The organism is Botrimarina hoheduenensis (assembly GCF_007859815.1).
GTDB lineage: Bacteria > Planctomycetota > Planctomycetia > Pirellulales > Lacipirellulaceae > Botrimarina > Botrimarina hoheduenensis.
The window spans coordinates 125,185-141,465 of sequence record NZ_SJPH01000004.1 but is presented as its reverse complement, the minus strand read 5'-3'; the positions used below and the strand labels follow the sequence as shown (position 1 = coordinate 141,465).

The following is a 16,281-nucleotide window of genomic DNA, read 5'->3' as shown; positions in this document are numbered from 1 at the left end:
TTTCCTTCGTCAGCCCGGGCCCCCACTGGCGGCCACCCGGCCCTGAGGATCCCCGCGATGCAAGCCGACATCCACCCGAAGTACCACGAAACCAGCGTTCACTGTGGTTGTGGCAACACGTTTGTCACGCGCAGCACGGTGCCTGACTTGCGTGTGGACATCTGCAACGTTTGCCACCCGTTCTACTCGGGTAAGGTCAAGTTCGTTGACACCGCGGGCCGGATCGACAAGTTCAAGAAGAAGTTCTCGGCAGCGGGTTACGCGAGCCTCAAGAAGAAGTGACCCACGCGTCACGGAGGAGCCGCCGGAGGTACAACGGGAATGCCCTGTAGCGACGCCGCCACGGCCCGCTCTTGGTTCGGCACCTCGTTTCCCTGCGTCCGGCGTTAGTTCATGCGTGATCTTCTCGAATCTAAGCTCGCTCGTTTCGAGCAGCTCGAGCGTGATCTGATCGATCCGGTGGTGCTCTCCGACTCGAGTCGGCTGTCAGCCACTGCTCGCGAGCACGGATCGCTAGCGCGGCTGGCCGGCCGTTATCGGGGGTTCAAGCAACTCACCGTCCAGATCGCCGAAACACGTGAGCTGCTCGGCGGTGACGACGAGGAGATGCGCGAACTGGCCGAGGCCGAGTTAGTCGGTCTGATTAACGATCGCGAGGCGGCGTGGGACGAACTGCTCACCATGACCCTGGGCGGCGAAGACGCCAACCGTGCCCGATGCATCATGGAAATCCGTGCCGGGACGGGCGGTGACGAAGCGGCGCTCTTCGCCCGCGACCTGTACGAAATGTACAAGCGCCACTTCGAGACCAAGCGCTGGAAGCTCGAACTGATAGACGCGAGCCCCACGGAGTTGGGTGGCTTCAAAGAGATCTCGCTCGGAGTGGAAGGGGACGGTGCCTTCCGCGAGTTGCAGTACGAGTCGGGAGGGCATCGCGTGCAGCGCGTTCCCAAGACCGAAACGCAAGGCCGCATCCACACCTCGGCGGCGACCGTCGCGGTGATGGCCGAACCCGAGGACGTCGAGGTGGTGCTTGAGCCCGACGATTATCGGATCGACAAGTTCAACGCTTCGGGACCCGGCGGACAACACGTCAACAAGACCGAGTCCGCGATCCGACTCACTCACTACGAGACCGGCATCGTTGTGCAGTGCCAGGATGAGAAGTCGCAGCACAAGAATCTCACCAAGGCGCTGCGGGTGCTCAAGTCACGTGTCTATGACTATTTCCAGCAGATCGAGCTGCAGAAACGGGCCGATCATCGTCGCGGGTTGGTGGGGTCGGGGGATCGCAGCATGCGGATCCGCACCTACAACTTTCCCGAGAATCGCCTGACCGACCACCGGATCGGGCTGACGCTCTACAAGCTCGATCAGATCATCGCCGGCGATCTCCAGCCCGTCACGGACGCTTTGATCGACCACGATCGGCAATCGGTGCGCGATGCAATGGGGGGGCTGGATTGATGGGCGTACCCCGCGTTGCCTTTAGCCCGCGCGCTCGTCGATGCGGGGGCTCCGATGCCTGATACCACGCCCTGGTCAGTGCTCCGGCTGCTGAACTGGACGACCGACTTCTTCAAGCAGCACGGCAACGAGTCGCCGCGGCTCGACGCCGAGGTGCTGTTGGCGCAGTCTTTAGCGTGCAAGCGGATCGAGCTCTACACCCGCTTCGACGAGGTTCCGGCGGAGCCGGTTCGCACCGCTTTCAAAGCGCTTGTAAAGCAACGAGCCGACGGCGCGCCGGTCGCCTACCTCGTGGGTCGGCGCGAGTTCTACTCGATCGAGTTAGCGGTCGAAGCGGGCGTGCTGATCCCCCGCCCCGAGACCGAACTGTTGGTGGTCACCGCGCTGGATCGACTGAAGCAGCGAGCCGATGAGGCACCGCTCTTGGTGGACGTGGGGACGGGGACCGGTGCGATCGCGATCGCGATCGCCAAGCACGCCCCCGCCGCACGGATCGTCGCGCTCGACATGAACCCGCAAGCCGTTGCGCTGGCCAAACGCAACGCGGAAACGCATGGTGTTGCGGAACGCGTGGCCCCCATCGAGAGCGATCTGTTCTCGCGTGTGAAGGCGTCGCGGCGGTTCGATCTGATCCTCAGCAACCCGCCGTATGTGACCACCAACGAGCTGATGAACCTGGACGAAACGGTCCGCGATCACGAGCCCCACCTCGCCCTGGACGGAGGGCCGGAGGGGACCACGGTCATCGAGCGACTGCTCGCCGAGGCACCCCAGCGGCTTGCCGACGGGGGGGAACTGCTCTTCGAGATCGGCCCGTCGATTGCGCAACGCGTCGAAACGCTCGTTGGCCAGGCCCCTGGACTCTCGTTGCGTGAGGTCTACAAAGACCTCGCCGGCCTACCCCGGGTGGTTCACGCCGTGAACGGCTGAACCGCGATCCGCGCCGTGGCGAAAGCTTCGCGGACTGCCCGGGCGTTCTCGACGGCATCGGGCGTATCGCCGTGCAGGCACAGGCTGTCGCACGCTATGGGTACCGAGTTGCCGAGCGGTGTGACGATACCGTGGTTCGTGGCGAGGCTCAGCGCTTGCCGTACCAGAGCTGCCGACGAAAGGACCGCCCCCTTTTCGGCTCGCGAGCGTAGCGAGCCATCTTCTTCGTAGACGCGGTCGGCAAAGGCCTCCAGGAAATAAGCCAAGCCGGCTTTGATCGCGAAGTGATGCAGACGCGTCCCCGCCGGGCCGAGCAGGGCGGGGGGCCCCGGCAGGAGCGCGACCGCGGAAACAACTCCCCGCGCGATCGTGTCGTGGTGATTTGCCTGATGGTACAAAGCCCCGTGCAGCTTGACGTAGCGCACGCGCGTGCCGAGTTCCGAGGCAATGGTGACCAATCGGCGTGTTTGCACCAGAACCAGTCGGTGGGCGTGTTGCTCATCGAGGTCGAGCGCGCGGCGTCCGAAGTGCTCGGGGTCGGCGTGGCCCGGGTGGGCCCCGATGGCAACACCGTGCTCCCGTGCAATCGCGACACTACGGCGCATTGTTTGCGGGTCGCCCGCGTGTCCTCCACAGGCGATGCTTGCCGACGTCACGAGCGGGATCAACGCTCCCTCGACGTCGAAGCCCTCTCCGACGTCGGCGTTGAGATCGATGGTTGGCATCGGCTTGCAACTTGGTCGGGGTTAGTCTCGAAAAAGTCTCTTCGAAACGAGCTTGTTTGAATCAAGTGCCCGCTAACGAACGGCAACGAAAGTGACGGCAGAAGATTCGCAGTAACTAGAGAGTGTCATGGCTCCTACGCAGGTCGATCGCTGCTTCGAGCCGGTTCAGCTCCGCTTCCGCGGCGTGACGGGCCCGCTCGGCGGCAGCGAGCGTGGTCTCCACAAAGCGCACCCTGTCACCTGGTCGTAGTTGACCGAGCGCCGGCCAATCGGCACTCACCACAGCGGCGATCATCGGATAGCCACCAAGCGTGAATCGATCGGCTCCGAGGATAATCGGTTGGCCATCGGGCGGAACCTGAAGGGCCCCGTGACACACCGGCTGCGAGGGCATGGCCCCAACGTTATCGGAGAGTAGCGGGGTTCCTTCGCAGCGGATGCCGGCACGATCCGAATGGCTGCCGATACGGTAAACATCGGTAACAAGACAACGCCACGCCCCTGCGGCAAAGTGTTCCGCTTGCGGTCCGCGTAGCACACGCAGCGCGACAGTCCCGTCGGCGTCGCGGATGCCGAAGGCGGAGAAGTTCAGCGACCAGCGCTGGCTCTTATTCGATTGAAGACAGCCGGGCGGTTGTTCGTTGATGCCGAACAGCGTGTCACCTGACAACGCCGAGAAACCGCCGGGGGTCGCAACGTAGAGGCGGCTTCCGCCGGCCAACGTGCGCAGATCGATCGTTCCGCCGGCGGACAGCTCGATTCGGCGGGCACCCCCAAAGCCGAGTGGAGTGGCTCCGGCAATCCCCAGCGAGAGATCGCGCAACGCCTCCATGCGGGGGCCGATAAGAGTGGCCTCCACCGTTTTCGCGTCGTGCGGATTCCCGACCAGTCGATTCGCGAGGCGTTGAGAACTCGCATCCATCGGTCCCCCGGGGCTGACGCCGTTGTGCTGCTGACCCTGCTGCGGTGTCCCTTGCAGCGTTAAACCGGGGCAAGGACTCACAATTCGCACTAGGGCAGGTCGAGCGGAGTTTGGCGCGTGCGGCGCGGTCCGTTCGGCCTGCCGCGAAAGCAGCTCGTATTTCTCCGCACTGATCGGAATGAATCGCACCCGATCGCTGACCTTCAGCAAACTGTCAGGGGAGCTTGACGCGTTGTACTGACCGGTGGGGGTTCGGCCGATCAGGTTCCAGCCACCGGGCGATTCGGCCGGATAGATGCCGGTGTACGCCCCCCCAATGCCAACCGATCCGGCCGCCACCCTGGTGCGGGGGCTGCTGCGTCGCGGTGTGTGCAATTCGGGCGACAAGCCGGTCAGATACGCGAAGCCGGGTTGGAAGCCGATGGCACCGACCACGTAATCACCGGCGGCGTGTCGGGCGATCACTTCCGCGCGCGTTAGCCGTGCGTGCGCTGCGAGCGCGTCTTGATCGAGGCCGAAGTCGGCGTCGTAGCAAACGGGGATATCGATTTGTCGGGCCGTGTTGGTCTCACCAATCGAGAGCTCGCCGAGCGACGAGCGCAACCAAGCTCGTACGACCGACATTGCTGATTCATCGGGACCGCTTGAAATCGCAGACGGATCGTAGAACACGCCTAGCACGCCGAACGCCGGCGTTAGATCGGTTACCCCCGCGAGCGGTGTCGCCAGCAAGGCCGCCCGTGCCGCAGCAGCCCAACCTGCTGACGCGTCCCCTCGCGGAGCGACGATCAACGCCGCGTCGCCTAGCGGCTGTATCGAGAGCGTGTCGTCACGGCACATAGCGTTACTGATAGCCGAAGCGCTTGGCGTAACCCTGCCAGCGTTGGTTGACCCGTTCCTGGACTTCGGCGGGAAGTTCAAACCGATTGGTTTTGTACTCGCGTTGGGCGGCAAAGTACGCGTTGATGGCGCGCTCGGCGTCCTCGAAACCGGGGAGGTCGAGGGTGTTGTAAACGTTACGCATTTGGGCTTGTGGATCGGCGATTAGGTCTTCGTAGCGTAGCTCGGCGAGCCTGCCTGCGGGGATCAGCGGCAGGTCACGCTCGTAGGCCTTGTACATGGCGTTGAGATTCGCGAGCACTTCTTCTTCGATCCAATCGTAGCGCTGCCGTGCGGGGCCGAGCGATTGAACATCCGACAGGCTCTTCCACAGCCGGACGGTCGAAGGGAAGAGCGACAGCGGATCGCGGGCGATATGCACGAAGCGAGCCTCGGGAAAGATCTCGAGCAGCGTCTTCACGCGCGCGGTGTGAGGGGGCGACTTCAGCACAACCCGCCCCTGGCGTCGCAAGGCAACCGTGTGCACGAATCGCTGCAGGGCGGCCGCCCAGCGTCGCCGATCTTCGTCGGAGACGTCGAGCGTTAGCCACTCGCGATAAACGGGGCCCTGATCGGGGAAGGCCCAACTCATATACGGAGTGGGGACCCCCAGGCTGCACAGGGCGAATTCGTCTTCTTGCGGGCGATCCCAACCGGCGGGCATATTGTCCATCGGTCGCTTGTTGGGCAGCAGCCACCGCGTCAAGCCCGGCAACCAGTCTTCGGTGACGAGAAAGTGCTTGGGGGCAAAGCACTGGTAGGTGGTCGGAAAGGTGTTGCGCGTATCGCGGATAAGCAACTCGTGCAGCAGCGTGGTGCCCGAACGCCAGTGCCCCAGCACAAAGAGCGGGGCCTGGTCGAGCCGCACCCGTTCGATCCGCTTGCGATGCAGCAAGCTCTGAACGGCTTCGCCCGCCCAATGGCCGAGGCCCACCCCGGTAATGGCCGCGGCAGTGGCAACCCCACGGACCGAAAATCGATAGCCCCCGCGGTGCGCCAGCCTCCAGAAGGCATCGGGAGTCATGCCGTGCCAGAAGCGTGGTGCCATCAGGCCATACTTATGGACCGGATCAACACCATAGCCCTGCTTGCGGTGTTCGCCCGACCGTGCGGACGCCGTTTCGTTGGAGGGGGCGGCAGACGGCACGGCGTTGGCGATCGATCTCGAAGCGAGTGGTTCGTTGGAAAGGCGAGCCAAGACACTACCGTGAAAAGGCTAGGGCGGGAGGCCGCAAGCCGGCCCGGCCCGCGAAACGGCAGTTTAATCGGCGGGCTGATTGAAGTCTGCGCGATTCTCCTTTGGCGGCAGTGCGCTGCTCGATGGTCGAAACCGCGCAAGCGTGGAACGCTCGTAGCGGCGATCGCTGCGTGCGCTCCAGGCGACGGCCACTGCCGTCAAAGCAAGCAGGGTCAGGGCCCCCAGTCCCACCACCCAACCCGGCCGAAACTCTTCCGCTGCGGGCGTCGCGAGGGCGATCGGGGCTCGACCAATCAGCAACGGTGCGAATCGTCGGTCGTCGCGCGGGCCCGCAACGCGGCGCGTCCGATACGCCCATTGCTTGAAGAAGAAGCCTGCTAGCCGGGCGGGCTGCCGCAAGGATTCGCCAACGGGGAATCCGGCGGGTAGCTCGCGCATGCAGAACACCAGCGGCAGGTTCTGCGAGTCGGCAGGGAACGCCTCGAGCTCGTAATAGTGGGCACTGGAGGCGGCGTCACTCGCCTCGATCCGCACGGCCCGGCGGACGATCGCATCAAAGCTGAGCAGCTCGCCCCGTAGTGCTTCCGGGGTCTCAAAGAGCGGTGCTACGGAGTAAGCCTGCTCGGCTCCGCGGAGCCGAACCTCGTTGGCGATCTGACGAGCGCGGGGTTCGTTGTTCGGGGCAGTACCAAAGCGGCGAACGTAAGAATCACGCCCCATGGCAGCCAACCGTAGCAGTTGGGTGGCGGGCGTTGCACCCGCGGCTGCGAGCATGGCGTAGAAGGGATCGCTCTCGGCGGGAGTGAATCGCTTGCGATCCACCACGACTTCGAGCTGGGCGACATCAAACCCCAGCTTGCCCAGCAAGTCGCGTCCGAGCGAGTCGGTAGGGGGGGCGGACAGATAGTCGAGCTTCGGTGCGTCTTCTTGAGGCGGGGCTGATGGCGTAACGGCCGTGCGCGCGCCGGTGATGTTTTTTGCGATCACCACGGGGGTGATCCCCACCCCCCCTTCGTAGCCGTACGAAAGTTTTTTGAAGAACCAGCCGTCCAAATCGCACGGCAGGGGAGCCACTCCGTCGGGCTCTTCGAGCGTGTAGACCGTGATCGGCCAGACGCCTCCCCCTGCGTCCTGAACGATGCAGCGGAAGAGTTGTTCGATGCCGAGGGAGTTTTCGCCTGCCGCAACTTTCTCGATCCGCCGCACGTCGCCACGGATCCGTACCCGACGGGCCCGGTAGACCTTGGGCTGAGCAACCAACTGGCTGTATCCAACGAGCGGAGCCGGAGACGTGCTGGTGTCTTCGCGCGCGACTTGCCAGAGCGCAAACCAGGCGGTTTGCTCGCGTGCGCGGAACGGGGCATTGTCGTCGATCGTTGCGAGGAGGGGGGCGTCGATCGCGGGTGTGTCCTGTGGCGAGCCCGCCGCGAGCGGCTCATCGGCTGCCGATGCGGCACCGAAAACACGCCCCAGGGCTTGCTGGGTGCTCGGTTCCGCGAGCCGTTTTTGAGCCCCCACCACCAGCACCAGTCCCATTCCGAGCGCTGCTAGCTTGAGCATGCCGGCCGCTGTTCGACCCCGGGGGCGTGTGGCTAGACCGGGCATGCGGTACCTGCAGACGTTTCCCACAGGCGGTGTGCGGGCAGGGAGGGGGATTTAGCTCTATCTTAGGCAGCACCGAGCGCCTTGTCGGCGCTGGCTAGAAGCGGGGGAGCTTCTCTTTTTTCGCAATAGGCCGGGACTCAGCTTACGAATCCAACAGCAGAGTCAAATACCGCGGGTTACGATATCGATGTGCCTTGCCGCGATGCTAGTCGAGACGGGCACGGGTCGTTAGCCGGAACCACTGTAGGGGCATGCCGGAGTGGCGCTCAACCGAGCCGATTTTCACGCGATCGTCGAACGACACGGACCCGCGTTGTACCGTCTCGCCTACCGATTGTTGGGCGACGCGCACGACGCCGAGGAGGTCGTCCAGGAAGCGCTGCGCAGCGCCTGGTCGAGCCGCGGACGGTTCGACACCCAGCGGAGCGAGCGGGCTTGGCTGGCATCGATCCTCCGCCGCCGCGCGGTAGATCGTTGGCGGAGCGTCGGACGTACCCTGCCGACCGTCTCGGGAGATCACGTCCTCGACACTCCGGTAGAAGGAGAAGACCCGCTAGCGCTGGACTATACCGACGAAATGCAGGCCGCCCTCGCGCGACTTCCTGAAGAGATGCGCGAAGCCTTGCTGCTGGTGGTTGTTGGAGAGTTAACCCATCAAGAAGCGGCCGACACGCTCGGAGCCCCCCTCGGCACGGTCTTGTCACGGGTGAGCCGCGGCCGCATACGACTGCGCGAGAGTTTGCTGGCCGTGCGAGCGGCGCGTGAGCCCCAACCGACATGATACCGCCGCTTCGCGGTGCGTTTCGACAGGGTTGAGTTCGTCATGAGTTGCGTTCAAGTTTGCCTCCGTTTTTCCGACTTTCCTCCCGACGCTTTGATTTACAGCCCCCGCCTCACCTTCCTGCAACGTTAAACCGCTGCGGTGCGTTCTACGGCCTTTTGGGCGCGCCCCCGGAGTAACGGCCTGTTCCTTTGCGATCATGTCCAACGATTCATCATCTGCCTTAGGGCCGTCCGATAGCGGCTTGCTCGAGACGCCAAAGACGCCTGCCTATCTCCGGGGTCGTCCGCAGATCGATCCGCCTCCCGATGGCAACGCCATGCACGAACCGCTGCCGGTTCCACCGGCTGACCCAGACCGTATCGAGGCCTCGCTCAACGCCACGCCGCTGCCCGATGGCATGCTGAGCCGCTTGCACCGCGTGATCGACGAGCTATGAACGCCCCTGCCTTGCGGGGAAGACCGCCTTGCAAGCGTCGGTAAGCTCTATCGGTCACGCGGGTGGGGTGCTCTGGGTCGATGCTTTTCTCGCGCTAGCCGACTCGGTGAACGGTGTGGTGCGTGGTGAAAAAGCGGCAGGCGGCGCACAATAGGTAGTGAGTCATCGTTTTGCTTATTCCGCACTGCCGGCTGCGTGGCACTACCTGAGCCGCCGCAGTCAACGCTTGGAGCCATCGCCCGGATGCGGCGTTCTTCTTCTGCCGTTGTCCTCGTGCTCATGCTGGGCGCTGGCGTCTCGCTACCGCCCCGAGTCGCCAGGGCACAGACGCCCGAGGCCGAGAACCGTTTTATCGAACGGCTGGTCCAGCAAGGGGCGGGAGACTTGGCGATCACGTATCTGGAGCGAGCGGATCAAGACCCGCTCGTGCCGGAGGCGGTTCGCCGCGCGGCACCTTACCGCAGGGCCGCAATACTGGTCGATCTGGCGACCGGCGAACGGAACGCCAACCGCCGCACCCAACGACTCGACGAGGCGGCAGCGGCGATCCGACAGCTCGATCGACCGGCCGATCCCACAACCGTTGAAGCGCAGGCGCTGTCCGATGCGGTGGGCCGTCTGGCTCTAGCGACTGCCGACGAGGCGCGTCGCGCGGCACTGGCGGCACGCAATACCGAGCGGGATTCGAGCAAGAAACTGTCCAGCGCCCGCGGTTTGCTGCGCGAGGCCAAGTCGCGGCTCACCGAGGCGATCGATCTCAACGAGGCAGAACTCGCGACCCTCAGGGGAGTGGTTGCCACGAGCGAGCCGGGTCGTCGGCGAACCGAGCTGAAGCTTCGCTTAGCGCAGGCGCGCTTGCTGCTCGCGCGGTTAGACAACGAGGCCGCAGCAACCTACCCGGCGGGCTCCGAGACCGCCAACCGGCTTAACCGCGCCGCTGCCGAGCGCTTAGCCGAGTTGTACGAGAAGTACTCCAAATGGGTGGTTGGCCTTTACGCGCATCTTTACGAAGGACGCTGCTACCGCGAACTCGGCGAGTATGCACTCGCGACGAGCTGCCTCGAATCGCTGATCACCCAACCCACGACCACGCCCGAGCTGGTTCGGCTCGTGATCTTGGCGAAAGCCGAGTTGATTGCGCTACGGGTGAGCAACGGCGAGCTCGCGTTGGCGATCGAGTCGGGAGAGGAGTGGCTCAAGCAGATCGAGCGGAGCGAGCGCACGACGGCCGAAGCAGCGACCCTCCGCTACTGGCTGGGGGAGGCGTACCTGCTGGACGCCGAAGCGCCGCAGGCTACCGAAACTCAGCGTCTTCGTCGGCTGCGAGCCGCGCGTGAGAATCTGGATGCCGCGGCGCGGATTCCTTCCGAGCAGCAAGCGCTCGCTCGCGCCCGGTGGGCCAACGCGACCGCAGCGCTGGGGATCGATCGTGAGAAGCCCGAGACCTTTGCCGACGCCTACCAGGCGGGCAAGGACGCGATCGACAGCTACTCGGCGGCGTCCGTCGGCCTCAGCACGGCGGAAGCGGACGACAAGTCGGCACGAGAGGATTTTCTTGCGCAGCAGGCCGAAGCGAATGAGGCGGGTCAGTCAGCGCTGGAAGCCGCCCTGGAGCTGTCCGATCGATCCTCACCGATCGAGCAGGTCAATGAAGCGCGCTATCTGTTGGCGTATCTTTTCTACAACGAGCAGCGCGACGACCGAGCGGCCAATCTAGCGGCCACCGTTGCGCTGAAATCCCCCGACGATCCTTCGGCGGAGGCCGCCGCGCGGCTTGCGCTGGCGGCATTGCAGCGTCGCGGTCAGCAGACCTTGCCTCCGGAAGAACGGGAGCGTGTCGGCGCGAACCTCATGCGGCTGGCCGAGTTCACCGCGTCGAAGTGGCCTCGGAGCGAAGCCGCGGAAATCGCGTTGGGCTTGATGCTGGCACGCCTGCTGGAAGCCAACGACACGGCCGCAGCGCGACAGCTCGTTACGCGCGCCCCCGAAACGCTGCGGCCGGCATTGGCGTTACGCTTGGCGGCTGCGGAGTGGGAGCGGCTCAGCAAGTCGGCCGAAGTCAACGAATCAGCTCGCTCAGCGGCTCGCGCCGAGCTTGAAGAACGGTTGTCAGCGGCAGCCGCGGCGCGGGCCGGTGTGCCGCTCCGCGCGACCGCAGCGCTGTACCTTGCTGAGGCCGCGCTCGATGCGGGTCAGCCGACCGCTGCTGAGCCGTATCTGAACGATCCGGAGCACGGCGTGCTTGCCACGTTGGCCGCTGAGGGATTGCATGCGGAGCGTGCGGCGTTTGCCGCGGCGGCATCGCGCGTTGCTACACGGGCGTTGGCCTTGCAACCCGACGGTGCCGAGCGGTTTGCCTCGGCGTTGGAACAGATGGTCTCGATCGCAGCGAGCCAACCGGAGCCAGACCAAGCGATTCGTGAGTCGTTGCTTGCTCTGGCACTGAAGCAGCAGGCCGACTTGACGGTGTTCTCTGAGGATGAGTCCCGACGTAAGGCGGCGGTTGCCGCGTTGGCGATCACGCTCGCGCGGCTTGCCGAGCCGCTGGCCAGTTCGGACTGGAACACCTCGCTATGGCGTTGCCAGTCGTTGCTGAGGCTAGCCGAAGCGGCGGGCTCTGCGGACGACGAGCGGCAGGAGTCGCTTGTGCGGGATGCGAGCGAAGCCTTTGCGGCGCTGGCCGGGCGACTCCAGGCAGAGCCTGGCTTTGCTCCCTCGGAGACCGCAGGCTTGGCGGTGCAGCTTCAGTTGGCCGAGTGCGAGCGCCGCTTGGGAGAGCACGCGAAAGCCTATGCCACCTTTGCCGAGTTGCTTGCGCAACGTCCCGCTTTGCTCGAAGTGCAGCGCTCGGCCGCGCTGGCGCTGCAAGAGTGGGGAGCGTCGGAGAAAAATGCGGAGCGGATCGAGCGAGCGATTGCCGGCGACCGTCCTAACGCGGGGGGCAAGAACACGGTCTGGGGCTGGGCGAAGCTTGCCGCCGTGGCGGGGCAGGCGATGGGCAACGACCCGGCCCGCCGTGATCTGTACTTCGAAGCCTGGCTAAACGTGGCGCGAGCACGCTACGCCGCCGCGAACCTTGCCACCGGCGAACAACGCGCGGCCCAGCTCCGCAAGGCGGCAAGCACCGTGCGGGCCATGCAACGCCAGTATCCCGGTCTGGGGGGGGAAGAGCGCAAGACGCAATTCGCCCAGCTCCAACAACAGATCGAGACAGCCCTCAACGCGTCAAACGGATGATTCGTATGCCACGGACAAGACCCGGCTGGTTGATCGTCGTTGCACTTGCGTCTGCCTTCACTGCCGACGCGGTTGCGGATCGGGTTCGTACTGCCGAGGGCTCGGTCGAGGGCCGCGTCATCCAGAGCACACGCACGGAGGTTGTCACTCAGACCAAAGCGGGCCGAGTGACGACACCTGTCGGCGAGATTGTTGCCATTCTGTACGACGACGAGCCGGTTGAGCTGGCGCAGGCGCGGATCAACGCGGCAAGTGGCGGCTATGCCAATGCCCTCGATCGTCTTTCCGCTTTGCCCGCGGGCAAGACTTGGCCGGAGCCGATCGAACGCGAGATCGCCTACCTCCGCTCGGTAGCTGCCGTACGGATAGCGATTGCGCAGAACGAGGGGGCCCGCGCAGCCGGTCGAGCGCTCACCGATTTTTTGCGTCAACACGGCGAGACGCACCACTACTTACCGGCGGTCGAGGCCCTTGGCGACTTGCTCGCGAGCCTGGGTCGTACGGACGATGCCGTGAAGCGTTACAAGCTGCTCAGCGATTCGGGATCGCCAACCTACGCGCTGCGTGCGCAGCAGCGCATCGCCCAGGCTTACGATGAAGCAGGTCGCCCCCAGCAGGCGGCTGCTGCGTACAACGCAGCCCTGGCGCTCTCCTCGGCGGGGTCGGCCGAGCATCGCGCGGCGTTGCTCGGCCGGGCAGCGAACCAAGCCGCTGCAGGGGATCCTGCCGCCGGCATCGAAGCGGTCCGCGAGGTCATTCTTGCCCCCGGAGCCGACGATCCGCGGGTGCTCGCGGCGGCGTACAACTCCCTCGCGCGATGCTATTTGGCAGCGGAGCAGCCGCAGGACGCCCTCTTTGCGTTGCTGCACACCGACCTGCTCTACGACACCGACGCCGAGCTGCACGCCGAAGCGTTGTTTCGTTTGGAGGCGGTGTGGAGCGCTCTGGGACACCCCACCAAGGCGGCTGACGTCCGCGAGCGGCTCAGTCGTCGCTACGCCGCGACCCGCTGGGCCAAACGCCCCCCGGGAAGTTAGCCAACCTCACGACTAGACACATGTGGTGCGGGACGCAACAAAGGAGCCCGGCACCAAGCGGCACAATTCCCGAAGAGGCGATTCTCTCTTCACTTTCAAAGACAGCGGCAAGGAATAACGCGATGCAATCGATGCGGAACGCAGCGGCCTGGGGCGAAGCACGCAAGCGCCTTGTGCTGATGGTTGTCTTGGTCGTGGGGGGCTGCTGCTTGTACGCGGCGCCCGCTCGTGCTCAAGACGCGGACCCCGCTGAGGTCGCGGCCCCTGCGAGCGCTGACCTTTCTGCCGACGCCTCTGCCGACGGGCAGCGCCGCAGCTACCTTTCCTGGGCCTGGGATTCGCTCGGGCCGGGCTACAGCGTGATCTTCCTTGGGCTGTCTTTCCTGCTGCTCTCACTGATGGTGATGAACCTCGTCAAGGCGAGCCGTGCGAACGTCGCCCCGCCCGATCTGATCGAAGCGTTCGAGGCCCATCTGAACGCCAAGCAGTACAGCGAAGCGTACGACCTTGCCGCCAGCGACGACTCGTTCCTCGGCCGCGTGCTCGCGGCCGGGTTAGGACGGCTGTCGGGCGGCGGTGATTACCCTCGTGCGATCGAGATGATGCAAGAGGTTGGCGAGGAAGAGAGCATGAAGCTCGAACACCGACTCAGCTACATGGCGCTCATCGGCACGATCAGCCCGATGATCGGACTCTTGGGAACCGTGCAGGGCATGATCGCCTCGTTTACCGTGATCGCTACGTCGCCCACCACTCCCAAGCCTAGCGAGCTGGCCGAGGGTATCTCGACCGCTTTGTTCACCACGCTGATCGGACTGGCGCTCGCGATTCCCGCGATCGCCGCCTACAACCTGCTCCGCAACCGCGTGCAACGCCTCGTGCTGGATGTGGGCATTGTGAGCGAGGGCTTGCTGAGCCGCTTCGAGAAGCGGCCCTCCTAGGCGGAGCGCCGCTCCTGCGGGCTTTGCTTGCTGGAGTCAGCCCTTCACCAGTATTTTCGCGCCCACCACTGGCAGTTCTCACGCGATGCGGCTTACCAAGCGACAGAGTTACGAGATCGTCGAAGGGGATATGACCCCGATGATCGATATGGCTTTTCAGCTGATCGCGTTTTTTATGGTGCTGATCAACTTCTCGGAAGTGGAGCAGGATCAGCGGGTCAATCTTCCTTCGAGCGAGCTGGCAAAGCCGCCCGACGCCGCTTACGAAGAGCCGCTGACGATCCAGATGACCGCGGACGAAACGATCTTGTTCGGTGGCCAAGAGCTGGACCTCGACGGCCTGCGCAACGCGATGCTGGTCGAGTCCCAGCTGACCAAGAGTTACAGCGATCGTCGTCTGGCGGATGTCACCGTTGTTATCCGAGCCGACCTAAAGGCCCGTGCCGGCAGAGTGCAGGAGGTGATCAAGATCGCTCAGGAATTCGGCTACGAGACCTTCGCCTTACGAGGCCGGCAGAGCGACACCTCGACACTGGGAGTGCCGTGATGAAGATCCGTCACACCGATCGCCGTGATCGCATCGAGCTGCAGATGACACCGATGATAGACATCGTGTTTCAGCTGCTCGTGTTCTTCATTATGACGTTCAAGATCGTTCTTCCTGAGGGTGACTTCAACATCCGCATGCCCTTGCCGGCGAGCGATGCCCCCGCGGCACCCAGCGAACTGCCACCGCTGAAGCTCGAGATGCTCGCAGACGACCAGGGAAAGCTCCGCGAGCTCCGCCTGGGCAACCTGAAATTCGATGGCGAAGGCCGTTTTCTGGCCCTGCATCAGCACATTCGGGGGCTGGTCGAAGACGAGGGGGGACCGGGTACAGGCGTTGAGCAGGAGGTCGAAATCAACGCCGATTACGGACTGCAGTACGACTTCGTCATGCGGGCGATCACCGCGCTGACCGGCTATATCGACCCCAACGGAGTGCCCCATCAGCTGATCGAGAAGGTGCGTCTGTCGCCGCCGGCAGAAGCGCCCTAAGCCGCACGAGGGCTGCTGAGAGCCGGCGAATCGCCCTCTTTGTGCGGTAAACCGTTGACAAGGCCCACGGCTCGGCTAGTCTGCAGAAAGGCCTGGCAGATCTCAGGGGCCGCTTCCTCGAAAAATTGCGACGCTACTGAAGCCCGTTCACATTTCGCTTGCAGATTGTCGGCAGAGGGCCGAAGCAGGCGGTGGGTGAGCGGGCTTCTTGCTGCGCTAAGCACTCTTTTCAGCTCTCCACCAAGTGAACACGCCATGATCCGCTTTGTCTGTGCCACGCTGTTGGCCCTCGCCACGAGCGCCGCTTCGGCGGCTTCGATCACCGACCTGAACGCGTGGACGCAGCTGCAGGACCCGCCGCATCCCGGCATGGCGGGCGTGGTCGATAACGCCTCGCAGGTGACTCTCACCGCGACCGGCGCGGTTCCCTCGGGTACCGACATCGGATACGCGAGCGTCAACGGACCCGATGTCGCGGGCTCGACGGGCGGGTACTACTTCGATCCGGCGCAGAGCTTTGTCGTGGCGATCGACTTTGATCTGTCCGCAGGGGGATCGATCGGCGGGGGCGGTATCGGGTTCGGCATCGGCGAAGACGTGGGCGGTACCGACTCGGCGGGAGTCGGGCTTGCGCTGCTCAACGGTGCCCCGCTACTGTTTTCGGCGGCATCGAGGGTGAACGATATCGACCAGCCTTTGTCGAACTTTGCCGCTGCCGCCACGGCCAGCGGACGATTATTTGTGAACTACAACGCAGCGACCGGTGATATCACTTTGGGCGTGAATGCGATGCAAGGAGTCGGCATGGCGTCTGATACGGTCACCTTGGCGGGACTACAGAACCTGTGGGATGACGAACCGTTACTGGTGTCGTTCTTTCTGCGAAGCCAAGCAGCGGGGCCAATCCCGGCACTCACAGCAGGCAGTCTCGAGGCTGTCTTCAGCAACTTTGAGGTGCTCAGCGGCACGCCCCTGACGGTGGTTCCTGAACCGGCGTCGCTGTTCCTGACCGTGCTGGTAGGCGGTGCGGGTTTGATCTGTCGGCGTCGCTAGAAGTCGGGGCTTCGACTTAAAAAGAGGGT

General features: G+C 64.3%; 15 protein-coding genes. 11 read left to right on the top strand and 4 right to left on the bottom strand.

The features are described 5' to 3' along the window. Nucleotides 1-57: 57 nt before the first annotated feature. The 3 genes from rpmE to prmC all read left to right on the top strand — a co-directional run bounded on the left by rpmE (nucleotide 58) and on the right by prmC (nucleotide 2,397). The gene (rpmE, locus tag Pla111_RS10605; protein WP_146574163.1) at nucleotides 58-282 is read left to right on the top strand and encodes a 50S ribosomal protein L31; all 225 of its coding nucleotides are present in this window, start codon (nucleotides 58-60) and stop codon (nucleotides 280-282) included. 111 nt (nucleotides 283-393) lie between these two features. Further along, nucleotides 394-1,467, top strand: coding sequence for a peptide chain release factor 1 (prfA, locus tag Pla111_RS10600; RefSeq protein WP_146574161.1), 1,074 nt, complete (start codon nucleotides 394-396; stop codon nucleotides 1,465-1,467). Nucleotides 1,468-1,521: 54 nt separating this feature from the next. Continuing rightward, on the top strand, nucleotides 1,522-2,397 hold the full coding sequence (gene prmC / locus Pla111_RS10595; RefSeq protein WP_146574159.1) for a peptide chain release factor N(5)-glutamine methyltransferase: 876 nt from the start codon (nucleotides 1,522-1,524) through the stop codon (nucleotides 2,395-2,397). Here the strand turns inward: prmC and Pla111_RS10590 are convergent. The 4 genes from Pla111_RS10590 to Pla111_RS10575 all read right to left on the bottom strand — a co-directional run bounded on the left by Pla111_RS10590 (nucleotide 2,379) and on the right by Pla111_RS10575 (nucleotide 7,681). After that, nucleotides 2,379-3,122 (bottom strand): 5-oxoprolinase subunit PxpA, encoded by a 744-nt coding sequence (locus Pla111_RS10590; RefSeq protein ID WP_146574157.1) that lies wholly within the window; start codon nucleotides 3,120-3,122, stop codon nucleotides 2,379-2,381. The two genes, prmC and Pla111_RS10590, sit on opposite strands and share 19 nt — an antisense overlap. Nucleotides 3,123-3,237: 115 nt before the next feature. Beyond that, the gene (gene pxpB, locus Pla111_RS10585; RefSeq protein ID WP_146574155.1) at nucleotides 3,238-4,884 is read right to left on the bottom strand and encodes a 5-oxoprolinase subunit PxpB; all 1,647 of its coding nucleotides are present in this window, start codon (nucleotides 4,882-4,884) and stop codon (nucleotides 3,238-3,240) included. 4 nt (nucleotides 4,885-4,888) lie between these two features. Next, on the bottom strand, nucleotides 4,889-6,121 hold the full coding sequence (locus Pla111_RS10580; RefSeq protein ID WP_146574152.1) for a sulfotransferase family protein: 1,233 nt from the start codon (nucleotides 6,119-6,121) through the stop codon (nucleotides 4,889-4,891). Nucleotides 6,122-6,184: 63 nt separating this feature from the next. After that, entirely contained in the window at nucleotides 6,185-7,681 is a 1,497-nt protein-coding gene (locus Pla111_RS10575) for a hypothetical protein (protein ID WP_146574151.1), read from the bottom strand. A gap of 304 nt (nucleotides 7,682-7,985) precedes the next feature. On the opposite strand from Pla111_RS10575, the gene Pla111_RS10570 reads away from it, so the two are divergent. From Pla111_RS10570 to Pla111_RS10535, 8 genes are all read left to right on the top strand, one after another. Further along, on the top strand, nucleotides 7,986-8,507 hold the full coding sequence (locus tag Pla111_RS10570; RefSeq protein ID WP_146574149.1) for an RNA polymerase sigma factor: 522 nt from the start codon (nucleotides 7,986-7,988) through the stop codon (nucleotides 8,505-8,507). 199 nt (nucleotides 8,508-8,706) lie between these two features. Beyond that, complete coding sequence (locus Pla111_RS10565) at nucleotides 8,707-8,946, top strand: hypothetical protein (protein ID WP_146574147.1); 240 nt, start codon at nucleotides 8,707-8,709, stop codon at nucleotides 8,944-8,946. A 243-nt stretch (nucleotides 8,947-9,189) separates the two neighbouring features. Further along, a complete protein-coding gene (locus tag Pla111_RS10560) occupies nucleotides 9,190-12,183 on the top strand; it encodes a hypothetical protein (protein WP_146574145.1) in 2,994 nt (997 codons plus the stop codon). A 5-nt stretch (nucleotides 12,184-12,188) separates the two neighbouring features. After that, the gene (locus Pla111_RS10555) at nucleotides 12,189-13,220 is read left to right on the top strand and encodes a hypothetical protein (protein WP_146574143.1); all 1,032 of its coding nucleotides are present in this window, start codon (nucleotides 12,189-12,191) and stop codon (nucleotides 13,218-13,220) included. Between the two features lie 122 nt (nucleotides 13,221-13,342). After that, the gene (locus Pla111_RS10550) at nucleotides 13,343-14,161 is read left to right on the top strand and encodes a MotA/TolQ/ExbB proton channel family protein (protein ID WP_146574141.1); all 819 of its coding nucleotides are present in this window, start codon (nucleotides 13,343-13,345) and stop codon (nucleotides 14,159-14,161) included. An 85-nt stretch (nucleotides 14,162-14,246) separates the two neighbouring features. Continuing rightward, a complete protein-coding gene (locus Pla111_RS10545; RefSeq protein ID WP_146574139.1) occupies nucleotides 14,247-14,708 on the top strand; it encodes an ExbD/TolR family protein in 462 nt (153 codons plus the stop codon). After that, nucleotides 14,708-15,199, top strand: coding sequence for an ExbD/TolR family protein (locus tag Pla111_RS10540; protein WP_146574137.1), 492 nt, complete (start codon nucleotides 14,708-14,710; stop codon nucleotides 15,197-15,199). The genes Pla111_RS10545 and Pla111_RS10540 overlap by 1 nt, the downstream gene beginning before the upstream one ends. Nucleotides 15,200-15,454: 255 nt before the next feature. Beyond that, nucleotides 15,455-16,252: a PEP-CTERM sorting domain-containing protein gene (locus tag Pla111_RS10535; RefSeq protein WP_146574135.1), complete on the top strand. Its 798-nt coding sequence runs from the start codon at nucleotides 15,455-15,457 to the stop codon at nucleotides 16,250-16,252. Nucleotides 16,253-16,281 lie beyond the last annotated feature (29 nt).

Coding starts and splice junctions, on each gene's coding strand:
- Pla111_RS10575 (WP_146574151.1), bottom strand. CDS start 7,681: ATGCTCAAGCTAGCAGCGCTCGGAATGGGACTGGTGCTGGTGGTGGGG.
- Pla111_RS10565 (WP_146574147.1), top strand. CDS start 8,707: ATGTCCAACGATTCATCATCTGCCTTAGGGCCGTCCGATAGCGGCTTG.
- Pla111_RS10550 (WP_146574141.1), top strand. CDS start 13,343: ATGCAATCGATGCGGAACGCAGCGGCCTGGGGCGAAGCACGCAAGCGC.
- Pla111_RS10545 (WP_146574139.1), top strand. CDS start 14,247: ATGCGGCTTACCAAGCGACAGAGTTACGAGATCGTCGAAGGGGATATG.
- Pla111_RS10540 (WP_146574137.1), top strand. CDS start 14,708: ATGAAGATCCGTCACACCGATCGCCGTGATCGCATCGAGCTGCAGATG.
- prfA (WP_146574161.1), top strand. CDS start 394: ATGCGTGATCTTCTCGAATCTAAGCTCGCTCGTTTCGAGCAGCTCGAG.
- pxpB (WP_146574155.1), bottom strand. CDS start 4,884: ATGTGCCGTGACGACACGCTCTCGATACAGCCGCTAGGCGACGCGGCG.
- Pla111_RS10555 (WP_146574143.1), top strand. CDS start 12,189: ATGCCACGGACAAGACCCGGCTGGTTGATCGTCGTTGCACTTGCGTCT.
- Pla111_RS10590 (WP_146574157.1), bottom strand. CDS start 3,122: ATGCCAACCATCGATCTCAACGCCGACGTCGGAGAGGGCTTCGACGTC.
- prmC (WP_146574159.1), top strand. CDS start 1,522: ATGCCTGATACCACGCCCTGGTCAGTGCTCCGGCTGCTGAACTGGACG.
- Pla111_RS10535 (WP_146574135.1), top strand. CDS start 15,455: ATGATCCGCTTTGTCTGTGCCACGCTGTTGGCCCTCGCCACGAGCGCC.
- rpmE (WP_146574163.1), top strand. CDS start 58: ATGCAAGCCGACATCCACCCGAAGTACCACGAAACCAGCGTTCACTGT.
- Pla111_RS10560 (WP_146574145.1), top strand. CDS start 9,190: ATGCGGCGTTCTTCTTCTGCCGTTGTCCTCGTGCTCATGCTGGGCGCT.